The organism is Burkholderia sp. BCC1047 (assembly GCF_902833155.1).
In the GTDB taxonomy this organism is placed as follows: Bacteria; Pseudomonadota; Gammaproteobacteria; order Burkholderiales; family Burkholderiaceae; genus Burkholderia; species Burkholderia sola.
The window spans coordinates 68400-83575 of sequence record NZ_CADFEH010000028.1; the positions used below are offsets into that span (position 1 = coordinate 68400).

15 protein-coding genes and 2 pseudogenes are annotated in these 15176 nt (G+C 60.6%); 3 read left to right on the forward strand and 14 right to left on the reverse strand.

Annotated elements, in window-relative coordinates:
• Nucleotides 1-123 precede the first annotated feature (123 nt).
• Nucleotides 124-291 (forward strand): annotated as a pseudogene (locus HWX55_RS25775) (IS110 family transposase); the annotation flags it as partial.
• Nucleotides 292-378: 87 nt separating this feature from the next.
• Here HWX55_RS25775 and HWX55_RS25780 read toward each other — a convergent pair.
• From HWX55_RS25780 to HWX55_RS25800, 5 genes are all read right to left on the reverse strand, one after another.
• Complete coding sequence (locus tag HWX55_RS25780; RefSeq protein WP_175977764.1) at nt 379-1152, reverse strand: sulfotransferase domain-containing protein; 774 nt, start codon at nt 1150-1152, stop codon at nt 379-381.
• A gap of 391 nt (nt 1153-1543) precedes the next feature.
• A complete protein-coding gene (locus HWX55_RS25785) occupies nt 1544-3799 on the reverse strand; it encodes a glycosyltransferase (RefSeq protein ID WP_244140642.1) in 2256 nt (751 codons plus the stop codon).
• The gene (locus HWX55_RS25790; RefSeq protein WP_175977765.1) at nt 3742-5097 is read right to left on the reverse strand and encodes an FkbM family methyltransferase; all 1356 of its coding nucleotides are present in this window, start codon (nt 5095-5097) and stop codon (nt 3742-3744) included. The genes HWX55_RS25785 and HWX55_RS25790 overlap by 58 nt, the downstream gene beginning before the upstream one ends.
• Nucleotides 5098-5183: 86 nt before the next feature.
• A complete protein-coding gene (locus HWX55_RS25795; protein ID WP_175977766.1) occupies nt 5184-6119 on the reverse strand; it encodes a GDP-L-fucose synthase in 936 nt (311 codons plus the stop codon).
• Between the two features lie 395 nt (nt 6120-6514).
• Complete coding sequence (locus HWX55_RS25800; protein WP_175977767.1) at nt 6515-6688, reverse strand: hypothetical protein; 174 nt, start codon at nt 6686-6688, stop codon at nt 6515-6517.
• A 145-nt stretch (nt 6689-6833) separates the two neighbouring features.
• On the opposite strand from HWX55_RS25800, the pseudogene HWX55_RS25805 reads away from it, so the two are divergent.
• Nucleotides 6834-7075, forward strand: a pseudogene (locus HWX55_RS25805) (transposase); the annotation flags it as partial.
• A 292-nt stretch (nt 7076-7367) separates the two neighbouring features.
• On the opposite strand, the gene HWX55_RS25810 reads toward HWX55_RS25805, so the two are convergent.
• The 3 genes from HWX55_RS25810 to HWX55_RS25820 are packed head-to-tail and all read right to left on the reverse strand — an operon-like array spanning nt 7368 to nt 9127.
• Complete coding sequence (locus tag HWX55_RS25810) at nt 7368-8117, reverse strand: ABC transporter ATP-binding protein (RefSeq protein WP_175977768.1); 750 nt, start codon at nt 8115-8117, stop codon at nt 7368-7370.
• 9 nt (nt 8118-8126) lie between these two features.
• Nucleotides 8127-8909, reverse strand: coding sequence for an ABC transporter permease (locus tag HWX55_RS25815; protein ID WP_175977769.1), 783 nt, complete (start codon nt 8907-8909; stop codon nt 8127-8129).
• An 8-nt stretch (nt 8910-8917) separates the two neighbouring features.
• The gene (locus HWX55_RS25820) at nt 8918-9127 is read right to left on the reverse strand and encodes a hypothetical protein (protein ID WP_175977770.1); all 210 of its coding nucleotides are present in this window, start codon (nt 9125-9127) and stop codon (nt 8918-8920) included.
• A gap of 268 nt (nt 9128-9395) precedes the next feature.
• On the opposite strand from HWX55_RS25820, the gene HWX55_RS25825 reads away from it, so the two are divergent.
• The gene (locus tag HWX55_RS25825; protein WP_175977771.1) at nt 9396-10235 is read left to right on the forward strand and encodes a symmetrical bis(5'-nucleosyl)-tetraphosphatase; all 840 of its coding nucleotides are present in this window, start codon (nt 9396-9398) and stop codon (nt 10233-10235) included.
• Between the two features lie 32 nt (nt 10236-10267).
• On the opposite strand, the gene HWX55_RS25830 is transcribed toward HWX55_RS25825, so the two are convergent.
• The 6 genes from HWX55_RS25830 to HWX55_RS25855 form a co-directional block, all read right to left on the reverse strand.
• Entirely contained in the window at nt 10268-11125 is an 858-nt protein-coding gene (locus HWX55_RS25830) for a lysophospholipid acyltransferase family protein (RefSeq protein ID WP_175977772.1), read from the reverse strand.
• A gap of 19 nt (nt 11126-11144) precedes the next feature.
• Entirely contained in the window at nt 11145-12422 is a 1278-nt protein-coding gene (locus HWX55_RS25835; protein WP_175977773.1) for a dihydroorotase, read from the reverse strand.
• A gap of 61 nt (nt 12423-12483) precedes the next feature.
• On the reverse strand, nt 12484-13515 hold the full coding sequence (locus tag HWX55_RS25840; protein ID WP_006476735.1) for an aspartate carbamoyltransferase catalytic subunit: 1032 nt from the start codon (nt 13513-13515) through the stop codon (nt 12484-12486).
• A gap of 73 nt (nt 13516-13588) precedes the next feature.
• Nucleotides 13589-14113 (reverse strand): bifunctional pyr operon transcriptional regulator/uracil phosphoribosyltransferase PyrR, encoded by a 525-nt coding sequence (gene pyrR, locus HWX55_RS25845; protein ID WP_023475283.1) that lies wholly within the window; start codon nt 14111-14113, stop codon nt 13589-13591.
• Entirely contained in the window at nt 14100-14549 is a 450-nt protein-coding gene (gene ruvX / locus HWX55_RS25850) for a Holliday junction resolvase RuvX (protein ID WP_006476737.1), read from the reverse strand. The genes pyrR and ruvX overlap by 14 nt, the downstream gene beginning before the upstream one ends.
• Nucleotides 14546-15124 (reverse strand): YqgE/AlgH family protein, encoded by a 579-nt coding sequence (locus tag HWX55_RS25855; protein WP_034206570.1) that lies wholly within the window; start codon nt 15122-15124, stop codon nt 14546-14548. The genes ruvX and HWX55_RS25855 overlap by 4 nt, the downstream gene beginning before the upstream one ends.
• Nucleotides 15125-15176: the final 52 nt, after the last annotated feature.

Consider the following 15176-nt stretch of genomic DNA (forward strand, 5'->3'; position numbering starts at 1 on the left):
TAATACGCCTTCCGTTCTACCACGCAGACAGCGTTGCAACGCCCCTCCCTATCCGTGCACCCACGCTCGTTGGCCGGCTCGGACGCGGCAACAAGGCACTCAATGCGCCTTGCTCCCATCTACCTTCGCGACATTGCGGAACCCGTCTCGTTGACTTACTACGTCCGTAGGATCCGACAGGGCAAGCATCAAAATCAAGCGCTCATCGCACCCTCGCGGCGACGCTGCGATGTTCCGCTCGCCATGCTGCGTAGCAGCACCATTTACCAACCCGAGTCAGCCCCGAGCGCTTGGCGAAACACATCCCCTATCGGGGGGCGGGAATTCGCGAGGCATACACCGGCCGTGGCGTTGTGAAACACGATCAAGCGTACCCTGCTAAAGTCGCGCCATCCAGTTTCGATAGGCCGATGCACGCGTCAGAAAGTACGGCCGGATCGCGTAGCCCAAGGTATCAAAAACTCTTCGATGCCTTCTGTAGATACGAATGGCGTCTTGAGGGACAATCAAACGACGCCAGAGCCCCGGGCTTCCCTGCCATCCATGCCGGTTCGGCGTCGCGCGCATCTTCTCCATACTGAGGTGCGCCAGCCAGGGGACGACATCCTGCGCGCTGCCTCCCAATGCAGCGATCTGATTGCCCAGCACCACTTCCGGGTTCGCGACGGCATCTTCGTATCGAAGGCGAAGCACCTCTGGATCGTTCCACCATTGATAGGTGATCGACAGCAGATCCTCCGCCCCCATGCCGAGAGCGTACTCAAGAAATTCGGCCGAGGACGGGCTGGCGCTCGCCAATTTCCCAGGCAACTTCACATTTCCCTCAAGCCATCGGCTCGTTCCCGGTTCGTATCGAATGTAGTGCAGCGCCGACACAAGAACATCGAGCGGATGTCTTGCTACCGTCAATACGCGAAACTGGTTCGCACGAAGCCAAGCTTGAAAGTTCGGCTCGCGATACCAATGGATCTGAAGAAAACACCTCGCCGGCAAAACGGCAGGGGCATCGAGATAATTGTGAACCGCGATCTCCTGCATGGACAGTGCGCCGGCGAGCGTTGATCTGATCCATGAATTACCGCTCCGCGGGGAACTCACCACCGCGATACGCAAAATTTCGCTAGTTGGGCAATCCTGAGCGTTGGTGGACAAACTATCTCCTGTAACTCACATATAAATTCTAGATAACGACAGGTCTCGCGCAGTGGCCTCAAAGAGTTGCATCACCCTCCCCACGCTCATATCACCTGCCCGTGTTGGAATCAAACGTCCCACGGCATCCGACAATCTGCCGATAGGCCGTACCAATTCGACTGACCGGCGATACATCTTACGGTGCGGCACCGTAAGTTCTGATATAGCGTCGCACTTAGAACACAAGTCACCTTGTAGGTCTGGTGCACTTGTCGCGCAGACGCACTAGCTTTGTCATGCGCACCGGCACTTGCTTGTTGGCTCCATATGTTTGCCATCAGACGCAACGACCAAGCCCTGCGCGCGCTCCACGCTCCGCGTCCCTCGGCACCAAACGCAAAGCAGGCATTCAGTGACGTGCGGACTCACCCTCTTCGGCTGAACAGAAAACCAGTTCAATGTCAGGATTCATGTACGACACTGCTGTCGACACATTACTAACAATGTGGAGAAGCACATTGCAATATGCCATGGTCATCGCATCGCGAATGACTTCCCAAGCCATCCTAATATTCCAATTATCAGGATTTGCAGCGACCAAGTGCTGCACCTGGAAGCCTTCTGCACGACGCTCCTCTGCCCCCAACTGGTCGTAGCGCGCGTCTTCGGCCTCCGTCGTTCGACGGACATCCTCATAGAAAAAGACCTTGTCGCCAAATTCTCCCTTGAAGACATTGATTACTCGATCCTGATCCGTCGCGAGAAATATCGCCCAGCCTGGCGAATCCTTTTTGAACCCACGAGCATCGAGCTGGCGCTTAATCCCGTCTATATACGATTGGATGTGTGCGATTTTTCCACTCGGCTGCTCGATCACGTGACTCGGATGCTTGACGTGCGCCGCGATCATAAACTTCCCGGCAAACTTCCCCCGGAATTCATCCAATTCTCGCTGGTATCGAGGGCGCAAATGCACATGATCCTTGAATACCTTGTTGTATTGCGAGCGAATGCGAGAAAATTGACCGCTCTTATACAGCTTATACGCATGGACATAAGTAAGCTGCGGCTCACGCTCGTGATTGAACACCGCGACAGGAGGACGCCCCTTTGCGTACAAGAAGTTCTCGTCGTCCATGTCTGCGTCGCTGAGGCCATAGAGCGGCTCGAACAGCTTGGACCAGACATTTCCCTCGTTTGGGCGCCCATAGCAAAAGCTCATGAACTGAGCCGTACCTGCGCGCTTGATCATGCGATCCACGTTCCAGTCAGGCAAGACCATGTGACACCGCTTATCACGCTGGTCCCACACCAAATGGCTCATGAATGCATTGAAGACGGAGAAGAAGCCGCCGTCATGAGATTGCACGACGGTGCGATCAACACCGGGAAGTGATGCTGAACGATGTCCCAGAAACCGCTCCACGGTCGCTGGCAATTCGGCCGGCAATCTGGCAAAGCGCGAACCGCATTGCCGGGGCCGGAATGACCGAAGCTTGGTATCGATCAACTCACCGTAATTCAGCTCCAGAGCAGTAAAACTGAACTCGGCAGCGAGTTGGCGCCGCGCGTGTACCGTCGTCGCACTTGTGCCGGACGAAACGTATTCGAAAGCGTCCGTGAGCGCCGTGCCAATGTCGTCGATGTCCGCAGCAAATTGCCGACCGACGACAAGGTTATCTATTTCCGGGTAGCGTGCGGGCATCGCAATAGTAGCCGGTATAGAAAAAACGCCAGGCGCAGAAATTAGATCGCCATGACCACCGACAGCCGTTATTGCAAGCACTTTCCCCAATGCCAGGGCTTCTCGCGGCCCGATGGAATATCCTTCACCACGAGAGCAATTCACGAAAACATCACATTCCTCGATCAGTGAGTTTTTCTCTTGATCAGTCAGGGGAGCACAACTGATGACAATATTCGTTGCCTTTCTAGAGTCAACCAGTTTTTTGACGCGCTCAAAACTTGAGCCGATAGCTAGATTCGAATGTATCGTGAGCTCTACGTCCTGTCGATCACCGAAAGCACGAATGAACCCCTCGACAAGCGCCTCAACACCTTTACGTGCATGAAATGCTGCAATCGAACAGAATTTGATCTTGCCATCCGACGATGCTCTATAAGGACGACTCAATAGTCCTTCAATGTCCAAGGCGAGTGGCAGTGTACCCACCCCTATCTCGACGCCAGATCTCCGAGCCACGCCTTCCAAGTGATGACTCATGAAGAGCGCAAAATCGAAGTGCTCGTTAAGCACTTTGACCCACTGAGACGGTAGTTCATCGGAGTCGTAAGCGATATGAGCAAATCTCAACGCCCCGGGCGGAACCAGGGTGTAATTCAAGTCATATGCCCCGTTCCAGAGCACGTCCGCATAGAAGACAACCTTCGCCTGCGAAAGATCAGTGCAAACGGGGATCGCCGTCCCGTTCGGCAGTACAATTTCGCGCTCAGTACGGAAATGCGGCTCAGTCGGGAAAATGGAAACAGCATAAAATCGGCTCAACATCTCACACGCTGCATAAGTCACGGCGCCGATTCCAGTGCCGAAAGTACAGCGACCAATGACGCAAATCGAATTCGATACCAAAACTTGCTCCATTAATACTAGGATCGGCGATGCATCATGCGCTTTATGCATCTCATCGGGCCGGTCAATTTCCACGATGTGCTCTGAAACACCGCGTGCAGCGCGGCCGAAACACGCTCCTCTTGTAAGCGAAGCGTATCGACCATGCGCTCAAGCTCGTCGACCTTCCCCTGCAAGCGTCCCCGTTCCTGATTCACCCAAACAACGTGTCTGGATGACTCGTCGATCCTTTCCTGCAAGCGCACTCTTTCCTGGCTCAGCCAAGCAGCATGCCTGGATGACTCGAATAGTTCCTGGTAGGCAGTGTCACGCTCGGCGCTGAGCGCTTGTCCGGACTTCTCACTCTCGGTCAATCGGGCGCGCAACTCGGCCAATTGGATCCGATGATTCTCGAGGTCTCCCTCACTTCCCGCAAGCCGCGCCTTGAGTTGATCGATCTCCTCGTGCGAGATCTCGGGATTCTTCATCCCGCGATCTTGGCTTGCGTCTTCCAAAACAACTTGCGACGCCTGCTCGTCATGCACCCGATCAGTCATGTTGTGATATGCAGTGTTCAATCGCACCTCTAATTCTTCTCGTGCGCCCTTTTCCAAAGACCATCCGTCACGAGCCTCCTGCAGCTGCCGCTGCGACTCAACGAGTTGCCGCTCCAGATCCGTCGCACGCCGAATCATGTCGGATTCCGATGCTCGAATGAATCCGTCAAACCAGTTTGGCGGAACCATAAAGGCTTGTTTCAATTCGTCCATCTTTTCTGCCGACACGTAGAAGCGATTCAATCCATCGAAATAGACGAAATGATATTCTGCTTCCAGCAAGAGAGCTTCCCAGTCGTCATGGGACGGTATCTGGGAATTCGGCTCCGTGGCCTCGACGAGGATGATCCATGGGCGAAAGGTATTGAAATCGGCACTCGCCAGCACCTCTCTTTCGTTACCTTCCACATCGATCTTGAGGAAATGGACCGGCCTCTCGCCGACATACGTTTCGCATATATCGCGCAATGTCGTGACCGCAACCGTTACCTGACTGATGTCCCAGTTCGCGTTCCTATACCCTTCGGCAAGTTTTTGAATACCCGTCGAAATCCCGTTACCGCCATCCACTGCGAAATACCGGGCAACCGTCTGCTTGTTCTCCACGGCGACTTGTAGATTGACGTCTTGAGGTCGCGCCTGGGCCAGCCTATCGAACGGCCCAGGCATCGGCTCGATGTTTATGCCACGCCAGCCACGCTCGTAGAATGCTGCCGTTACCGAATCTGCATATGGCTCGGCGGCGCCAACATCTATGTAGAATCCGCGATCGACTTTAGCGAGCGCGCGCCGGAGCATCACATCTTCATAGTTCTGCGCGTACGATACAAATTTCATCGATCAAACAACTCGAATGACCACACGTTAGGAAGATGGTGTGCAGCTTCTTTACACGCAAGCACACCAGCGGCAATACCATGCAATTACTTTCTGGCGGACGCCACATTCTTGCAATACCAGTCGTAAGTAATCGCCAACGCTTCGTCGAACGAGAATCTTGGCTTGAATCCCAACGCCGTCAGACGAGAGATATCGTATGCGCGAAGTTTTTGGCCATCCGGCTTTGTCGCATCCCATTCCACGCTGCCGCTGAAGCCCGAAATCTTGCAAAGCGTGTCGACCGTATGCCGAATCGTGTGTGAGTGACCGGTCGCCAGATTGATTGCACCCGAGTGATTTTCGGCGATAAGCCGAAGCGCATACGCTGCGTCGCCGCTGAAGAGAAAATCCCGTTCAGCCTTCCCAGACCCCCAGACGGAGATGGGCTGCCCTAGAACAGACGCACGGTAGAACTTCGACACAAGCGATGGAATGACGTGTCCGAACTTCTCGTCGAATTTATCGTGAGGACCAAAGAGATTGGTGGATACGCAAAATGCGTAGTCCATTCCGTATTGATCTTTGTAGGCCTCGAGCTGCGCAAGCATACCGCGCTTGCTGTGTGCGTACGGAGCCTCGGAATGATGCGGCGCCCCAACCCAGATTTCCTCCTCCGACATCGGAAGACGCACCTGATCAGAGTAAATGGCTGTCGAGCCCATGGCGACAAACTTCTTGCAGCCTGTCTGACGCGCAGCCTCGACTACGTTGGTATTGATTCGAACGTTGTCCAGATACGCGATGCCCCGATTGGACATATTCCCCATGATGCCGTACACCCGCGCCGCCATATGGAAAACGATCGTCGGGCGTAATTCATCGAACAATTTTTCAGTCGCGCTCTGATCTCTAAGATCGACGTCACTGCTTGTGATTGCGACGACGTTCGAGTACCCCGAGTCCGCCAACTCCTGCCTTAATGCGTGGCCAATAACCCCACCGGCACCCGTGATCAAGACTCGCTCTTCAGATTCCGCCATTCCTAAACTCTCCAAATTTTAACCATTCGCTTTCCCGTCAAACACTTCGCGACCGCAATCGAGTTCAACGTTGGAAGAGCATATGGTGCTGCAAACGTTACAATCCGCAACAATTATACAGACACTGATCCGCCGAAGGAGACGACCGCAAGTGCGACGGGCCATGGATTCCTCAACGCAATTGCTCGACGGACGACGGCTGGGGCACGAAGACGGAAGTCGTCATGCTCCGAAGAAGGATGTAAGCTGCAGACGGGATCGTCGGCCACGAGCATGACTCAGCACTTGTGCATGTAGCCAATTTCATGTATGAGGCGCATCTGCCTTCCCCTGTTGTCGTCCCAACCGCGCAGCGGACGCGCAATGATAAAGCTCCGAAATTACGCCCATAAGTTTCAGCAACCTCTGTCGCGCACGAACAAGCACAATCCCACGTCGTTGAGGGCGACAATCAGCCTCGCCTCGTCGAGCCCGCGCACTTCCTCATAAGTCAATTTCCGAATCAGCCAAAAGAGCAGCGTCACGATCCAGGAACCCTCGATTCGCGCCCGTACGGCGGAAATATCCATAACACTGCCTCGGCGGGATGCTTGGCCGGGTGCTCTCGATGGCCGCATTGTGAGTACGACACAATTGAACGGTCGCTTGACCTGAGACGAATCGTGTAGCCAAACGGCAAGTGAGTTCTCTTATCCTGGAGGCAAGGAGAACTCGATGAAGCAGCGACATACCGACGAACATATCATCCGCATCCTGCGGGAAGCCGAGAGCCAGAGGTTCCGGTCAAGGATCTGTGCAAGCGCTACAACATCTCGGAACAAACGTTTTATCGGTGGCGCACCAAGTTCGGTGGCATGGACGTGGCCGAGGCGAGACGGCTCAAAGAGCTGGAATCGGAGAACGAGAAGCTCAAGCGGCTGGCGGCCGAGCAGTTGCCGGTGATCGACGGCTTGAAGGCTGCGTGCACAGCGATCGCACATTCGGCCTCGGCACATCGCGTGTCGGTGAGGGCCCGGGAATCGCCATGTAGGCTGGGTTGTGCAGGTGCGGCGCCGCCGCAACCTTGGATTTTGCACGCATTCCCGAAGTAGATCGCTCGGATATCGAGCAATTCGCTGTTCTGAACTCAGATGTCGGGCAGCATGACCGGCCCGACCCTCTCAGACGCAAGCAGCCGATCGCGCTCGGCCAGGAACAGCTCGTCATGGGGATTTTTCCACCATGTGCGATCACGCATGGACAACGCGTTCAGCCTGTTGTCGCCTCATAAGCGGATACGATCTCTTCCGTCGGCCCGAACGCGCGTACGCGCCCATGCTCCATCCAGAGCACCTTGTTGCAAACCTTGCGAATTTCCGAGTTCGAGTGCATCGCGAGTACGACTATTTCCGCCCGACTGTGTAGATCCGCCAGCCGCGCCTCCGCCTTGTGCATGAACAGTGCATCTCCGACCCCCATCACTTCGTCCAGCAACAGGATTTCCGCATCCACCGCCGTTGACACCGCAAACGCAAGCCGTACTTTCATCCCGCTGGAATACGTCCGAATCGGCAGGTCCAGGCTATCCCCGAGCTCGCAGAAGTCAGCAATTTCGCGCTGCTTTGCCCGGATCTCCGCATCGGACATACCGAGCAACAACCCGCGGAGCCGGATGTTCTGCATACCGGTCGAATTTTCGTCCATGCCAAGGCCGATATCGAGCAACGGCACGACTTTCCCCTCCCGCAAAAGCGCGCCAGAGGTCGGAGGATAAATCCCTGCCATCGCCCGCAACAGAGTCGATTTGCCCGCGCCGTTATATCCGATCAATCCAACACGATCGCCGCGCTCGAAACGCAGAGTCACGTCGTCCAGCGCGCGTACGACGATCACTCCATCGTTCCCTTCTGCGATCCTGTTGCGCCGCCCCATGCGGAGCACCTGTTTCTTAAGCGAACGCCCCTGCACGTCGAAGATCGGCAGATCAAGCGTGACATTCTTCAATTCGATATATGCCATAGCGCCTCCTCAAACCCAATATGGAATGCGCTTCAGGTAGCGCCCTGTCATGTATAGCGCGACAGGCCATCCGATTACCGCCATGCCGATCGCTACCGCCCAGCTCGTGCCGCTCGGAATCTGCCCTATCAGGGGACTGCGCACGACATCAATCAGGTAAGCAAGCGGGTTCCATTCCACGATGAACGAGAACCGATTCAATGCGTCTGGACGGAAAATGATCGGCGTTACGTAGAACGCGACCTGGAGTAACGCGCCCACTATCTGCGGCAAGTCACGGAAGCGGGCCGACAGCAGGCCGATCACCATCGCAATCCACGTGGCGTTGGCGACAAACAGCAGTAGCGCCGGAATGAACATCGGCAGCGTCTCCCAGCGCTTCACGCCGAAAATTACCATCAGAGCGATGACTATCACGAAGTTGTGTGCGAGGACGATCAGGTTCCGCCACACCACCTGCAGGATGTAGATCAACTTCGGGGTGGCCATCTGACGGATGTATGGCGCACTGTTGATGTACGCAACACTGCCTTCCTGGATAGTCGCCGAAAATGTCCCCCAAAGCACAAGGCTGCACGCCAGGAACGGCAGATATTCGTTGATCTTCTGCCCAAACAACGTGCCGTAGACAACACCCAGCGACGTGATCATCACGCCCATACTGATCGTCAGCCAGAACGGCCCCAGGCGCGAACGCGCATAGCGTTGCCGAATTTCAAGCCAGCCGAGCAGCGTCCACAACCGCCACGCCGTGATGCTTTTCTTTAGGTCAGCCAGTGAGAGGGTCAGCATGCAAGCTTTCAAAAATGAAGAAATAGGATCACAAGACAAATATCGTCGACCATGACGGAGCGCTGCGGCACGGTCAATGAGCCCATGCCGAACCCACAGCACCGCAAATGGATCGGGCGAGACCGCATGATGACGATGATGCGGTTTCCCGCCTCGGAGTACACGGCAAGCGCCACCTGGGCCGCTGCCATGTCGGATGTTGCAAGCGGCAACATCATCTGATATCGCCTCAGGCCCGGCATTTTACCCGGTCGCCACGCCTGCCAGAGTCACCCGGTGGTAATTTTCACGGGTGAACCGGCAATTATAAAAAGCCTTCTAACGCAAAAGCCATGCTGCTAACAACTTGAAACAGCAGCGCGAACTTGCATCGACCACAAAAAAACCACCTGATCAGCCCGGTTCGGTGGGATGGTACTCTCACACAAGGCCCATTTTGTCGAACTTCTTCCTACGGTACGCCCAGATTTGCGCCCCCTCGATCCCATGACCTCCCCCCCCGTCGCCATCGGCGACATCCAAGGCTGCCATTCCGCTTTCCAGTCGCTGCTCGACCAGCTCGCGCCCCCCGCCGACACGCCCCTCTGGATCGCCGGCGACGTCGTCAACCGCGGCCCGGCCTCGCTCGCCGCGCTGCGCGCGGTCGTCGATCTCGGCCCGCGCGCGACCGTCGTGCTCGGCAATCACGACCTCCATCTGCTCGCGGTCTCCGCTGGCCTGCGCACCGAACGCCCGGGCGACACCATCGGCGAGATCCTCGACGCGCCCGATGCCGACGCGCTGCTCGACTGGGTGCGCCACCGCCCGTTCGTGCATCTCGAAGACGGAAAGCTGCTCGTCCACGCGGGCGTGTTGCCGCAATGGGACGCCACGCTCGCGCTCGAACTCGCCGACGAACTCCAGCGCGCACTCCGCGCCCCCGACTGGCGCGACACGCTGCAAGGCCTGTACGGCAACGAGCCGAACCAATGGAGTCCGAACCTGAAAAAGCGCGACCGGATGCGCGTCGCGTTCAACGCGTTCACGCGCCTGCGCTTCTGCACGCCCGACGGCGCGATGGAGTTCAAGGCGAACGGCGGCCCCGACAGCGCGCCGCCCGGCTACCTGCCGTGGTTCGACGTGCCGGGGCGCCGCACGGCGGACGTAACCGTGGTGTTCGGGCACTGGGCCGCGCTCGGCCTGATGCTGCGCGACAAGGTCGTCGCGCTCGATTCGGGATGCGTATGGGGAAACCAGTTGTCGGCCGTGCGGCTGACGGCGGATCCGGCACAGCGCACGGTCACGCAGGTGCAGTGCGAAGCGTGCCGCTCGCCGGGCGGCGAGTGACGGCACGCTGATTCACGCGCCCCGCCGGCGCGTCAGCCCTCGCGCCCCGGCACGGGCGCGTCGGCTGCCGCATCGCCCGCCGCGTCGGCGCCGAGCTCGGTCGCCGGATACGCATGCTTCTGCAGTTCCGCGAGCGACTCAGCCGTCGGCTTGCCGACCTTCTCCTGCAGCGTCGCCAGCGCGGCCGCGATCGCGTCGCGCGCCGCGGCGGACGTCGCCCGGCGGTCGCCGCCCGGCGCGATCGGTTCGCACACGTACAGATGCGCGACGAGTGGGCCGCCGCGCAGCACCATGTCGAGCGACTTGCCGAGCGACAGATCGCCCGTATAGGCCGGCGCAACCGACTGCCGCCCGTGCGCGTCCTCGTACATCAGGCAGATCGGCTGCACCGCGCAGCCGGCCGATACCGCCGCCTGGAACAGGTTCGCATGGAACGGCAGCAGATCCTGGCCGTCGGACGTCGTCCCTTCCGGAAACACGCACATCACACCGCCGGTGCGCAGGCGCTCGGCCATCTCGTGCATGATCCGCATCGCCTCGGTACGCTTCTCGCGCTGCAGGAACACGGTGTCGAGCTTCTCGGCGAGCCAGCCGACGACCGGCCACTGCCGCACCTCCGCCTTCGACACGAACGGCGTCGGCCGCCACGCGTTCACCGCATAGATGTCGAGCCACGACACGTGGTTGCCCACGACGAGCGCGCTCGCATCGAGCCGCGCGCCTTCGTTGTGGACGACGAGGCGCATCCCGCAGATGCGCAGCATCTTGACCGACCAGCGGCGTATCAGCTCGGCGCGGCGCGCGGGCGTGACGTGCGAAAGGCGCAGCGCGACGATCGCCATGCCGCGCAGCAGGTGAAAGACGAGACGCAGCTTGCGAAGAGCGGTCATGGCGAGGATCCGGCGTGGTTCAGTGGCGCTCGAACGCGACCTGCCCGGCCACGAGCGTCGCGCGCACGGTGGCCGGCAGTTCGTAACCGAGGAACGGCGAGTTGTGGCCCTGGCTCTTCAGCGCACGCGGCTCGACGCGCCAGTGCGCGCGCGGATCGAACACGCACAGATCGGCCGCGCCACCTTCGGCCAGCCGCCCCGCCGGCAGCTGCAGCACATCGGCCGGCGCGGACGTGATGCGGCGCAGCGCCTGCGCGAGCGGCGTGCGCGTCTCGTCCGCCCACTTCAGCGTCAGCGACAGCAGCAGCTCGAGCCCCGTCGCCCCCGGCGTCGCTTCGCCGAACGGCAGCAGCTTCTCGTCGTCGTCGACCGGCGTGTGATCGGAGCAGATCGCGTGGATCGTGCCGTCGGCGAGCGCCACGCGGATCGCTTCGCGGTCGCGCTCGCTGCGCAGCGGCGGATCGAGCCGGAACTGCGAATCGAAATAGCCAATGTCGACGTCGATGAGGTGGACGTGGTTCACGCCGACGTCGCAGGTCACCGGCAGCCCCTCGGCCTTCGCTTCACGCACGAGCGCAAGCCCTGCCGCCGACGACAGCCGTGCGAGGTGCACGCGCGCGCCCGTCACGCGCATCAGTTCGAAAATCGTGTGCAGCGCGATCGTCTCGGCCGCGACCGGCACGCCGGACAACCCTAGGCGCGACGCGAGCGGGCCGCTCGCGGCCACGCCGCCGCGGCCGATGAACGCGTCGAGCGGGCGCAGCCACGTCGTGTAGCCATAGGTGCTCGCGTACTGCAGCGCGCGCAGCAGCACCTGCGTGTCGCGCACCGGCACGTTGGCGTGCGTGAAGCCGACGCAGCCGGATTCCGTCAGCGCGACCATCTCGGTGATCACCTCGCCCTTGAGGCCGACCGTCAGCGCGCCGAGCGGATGCACGTTCGCCTGGTGCAGGTTGCGCGCGCGGAACTTCAGCATCTCGACGAGGCCGGGCTCGTCGAGCACGGGATCGGTGTCGGGCGGGCACACGAGGGTCGTGACGCCGCCCGCGACGGCCGCGGCCATCTCGGACGCGAGCGTCGCCTTGTGTTCGTAGCCGGGCTCGCGCAGTCGCGCGCACAGGTCGACGAGGCCGGGTGCGACGATCAGGCCCGATGCGTCGATCGTCTTGTCCGCGTTGAAACCGGCCGGCGCGCTGCCCAGCGCGGCGATCTTGCCGTCCGCGACGAATACGTCGGCCTGCCGTTCGGTGCCGGCGACCGGGTCGATCAGCGTGCCGCCTTTGATATGAATCTTCATGCGCTGTCTGTGAATACGTTGATTGCGTTGAATGCCTGGATGAGGACGCGCGAAAGCGGGCTCAGTCGCTGTTGCCGGCGACGATGCCCATCACCGCCATCCGCACGGCGATGCCGAACGTGACCTGGTTGAGGATCACCGACTGCGGGCCGTCGGCGACCTGCGAGTCGATCTCGACGCCGCGGTTCATCGGCCCCGGGTGCATCACGATCGCGTCGGGCGCGGCGAGCGCGAGGCGCTCGGGCGTCAGGCCCCACGTCTTGAAATACTCCTGCGCCGACGGCAGCAGCGCGCCGCTCATCCGTTCGTTCTGCAGGCGCAGCATGATGATCACGTCGACGCCCTTCAGCCCCTCGTCGAGGTTGTGGAACACCTTCACGCCCATCTGCTCGAGACCGCCCGGCAGCAGCGTGCGGGGGCCGATCGCGCGCACTTCCGGCACGCCGAGCGTGGTGAGCGCGTGAATGTCGGAGCGCGCGACGCGCGAATGCAGGATGTCGCCGACGATCGCCACGCGCAGCTTCGTGAAGTCGCGCTTGTAGTGACGGATCGTGTACATGTCGAGCAGGCCCTGCGTCGGGTGCGCATGACGGCCGTCGCCGGCGTTGATCACGTGCACGTGCGGCGCGCAGTGCTCGGCGATCAGGTACGGTGCGCCGCTCGACGCGTGGCGCACGACGAACAGGTCGGCATGCATCGCCGACAGGTTGTTGATCGTGTCGAGCAGCGATTCGCCCTTGCTCGTGGACGACGCATTGATGTTCAGGTTCAGCACGTCGGCCGACAGGCGCGTCGCGGCGATCTCGAAGGTCGTGCGCGTGCGCGTCGAGTTCTCGAAGAACAGGTTGAACACGGACTTGCCGCGCAGCAGCGGCACCTTCTTCACTTCGCGGTCCGTCACGCTGACGAACTGCTCGGCCGTATCGAGAATGTGATTGACGATAGAGCGCGGCAGGCCCTCGATCGACAGCAGGTGCTTCAGCTCGCCGTTTTTCGTGAGCTGCGGGTTGCCCTTCAGGAAACCGTAGCGAAACCGGTCGGGGCTCGCGGCCGCCGCGGGATTGCCGGTGCGGCCAGTGGTGTCGGTGGTCATGGTGTGCGTGATTCCAACTATGCAAACGGGCCGCGGTGCAAACCAGCGGCCCGGGATACGGTTCGCGTGTCGTTCAGGCGCCGTGCGACTCGCTGTGGGCCTCGATACGCAGCGTGAAGCGCGCATCATCGCGCGCGAGCACGAGCGTCGCGTCGGCCGGCACGTCGAGCGTGCCGCCCGCGAAGCGTGCGGCGACCGGCAGCTCGCGGCCGCCGCGATCGGCGAGCACCGCGAGCTCGACCGCGGCCGGACGGCCGTAGTCGAATAACTCGTTGAGCGCCGCGCGCACGGTGCGCCCGGTGTACAGCACGTCGTCGACGAGCACGATGCGCGCGCCGTCGATCTCGAACGGCAGCGACGTCGGGCTGGCCTGGCTGTGCAGCCCCTTCTTCGCGTAGTCGTCGCGATGCAGCGCGACGTTGACGACGCCGAACGCCGGTGCGCCGAGATCGCGCGCGAGGCGCTCGGCCAGCCACGCGCCGCCGCTGTAAATGCCGGCGAGCCGCGGGCCGCCCGGTTCGGCGAACGCCGTGCCGTAGGCAGCGCGGATCTGGTCGAGCAGGACGCGGTAAAGCGCCTCGGCATCAATGGTGCTCATGGTCGGACAATTGATCGAGATACTGTTGAAGGATGACGCGCGCGGCTTCGGCATCGAGCATGTCGGTGCGGGCGCGGCCGCGCACGTTGCGCTCGCGCAGCCCGGCCTCGGCCTCGACCGACGAATAGCGCTCGTCGACCCACGTGACGGGCAGCCCGAAGCGGCCGTTCAGCTGGTTGCCGAAACGCTTCGCCTGCTGCGTCATGTCGTGCGGCGTGCCGTCCGGATGCATCGGCAGGCCCACGACGAGCGCGTCCGGCCGCCATTCGGCCAGCAAGTCGCCGACCGCCTTGAAGCGGTGTTCGCGGTTCAGGTTCTGGATCACGACGAGCGCACGGGCCGAGCGCGTCAGCGCGTTGCCGATCGCGACGCCGATCCGTTTTTCGCCGTAGTCGAACGCCAGGAGCGTCGCATCGCGCGCGCTCGCGCCACTCATGCGTGCCCTGCTTCGCCGGACAGCATCGACGAGCTGACGCCGAGCAGGCCGAGCGCGGCTTCGAAGCGCTCTTCGGCCGGCGTGTCGAACACGATGCGCGGATCGGCGGCGACGGTCAGCCAGCCGTTGCGGGAAATTTCTTCCTCGAGCTGGCCGGCGCCCCAGCCTGCATGGCCGAGCGTCAGCAGGAAGCGTTTCGGGCCGGTGCCCGTCGCGACCGCCTCGAGCACGTCCTTCGACGTCGTCATCTCGAGCCCGCCGTCGACGGACATCGACGAGTTGTAGCTCGCGCCCTCGACCGGCTCGTGCAGCACGAAGCCGCGCTCGGTCTGGACGGGGCCGCCGAAGTACACGGGAATGTGCAGCAGCGGCTCGATGTCGAGCTTCAGGTCGATGCGGTTGAACAGCGATTCGAGGTCGATGTCGGTAGGACGATTGATGACGAGGCCGAGCGCACCGCGCTCGCTGTGATCGCAAAGATAGATCACCGTTCCCGAGAACGTCGGATCGGCCATGTTCGGCATGGCGATCAGGAACTGGTTGGTGAGATTGATGCGATCGGAAGGCTTTGACATGGTTTGAATTTTAGCAAAGACGCCGCGACCTGACCGGGCCGCGATCAACAAG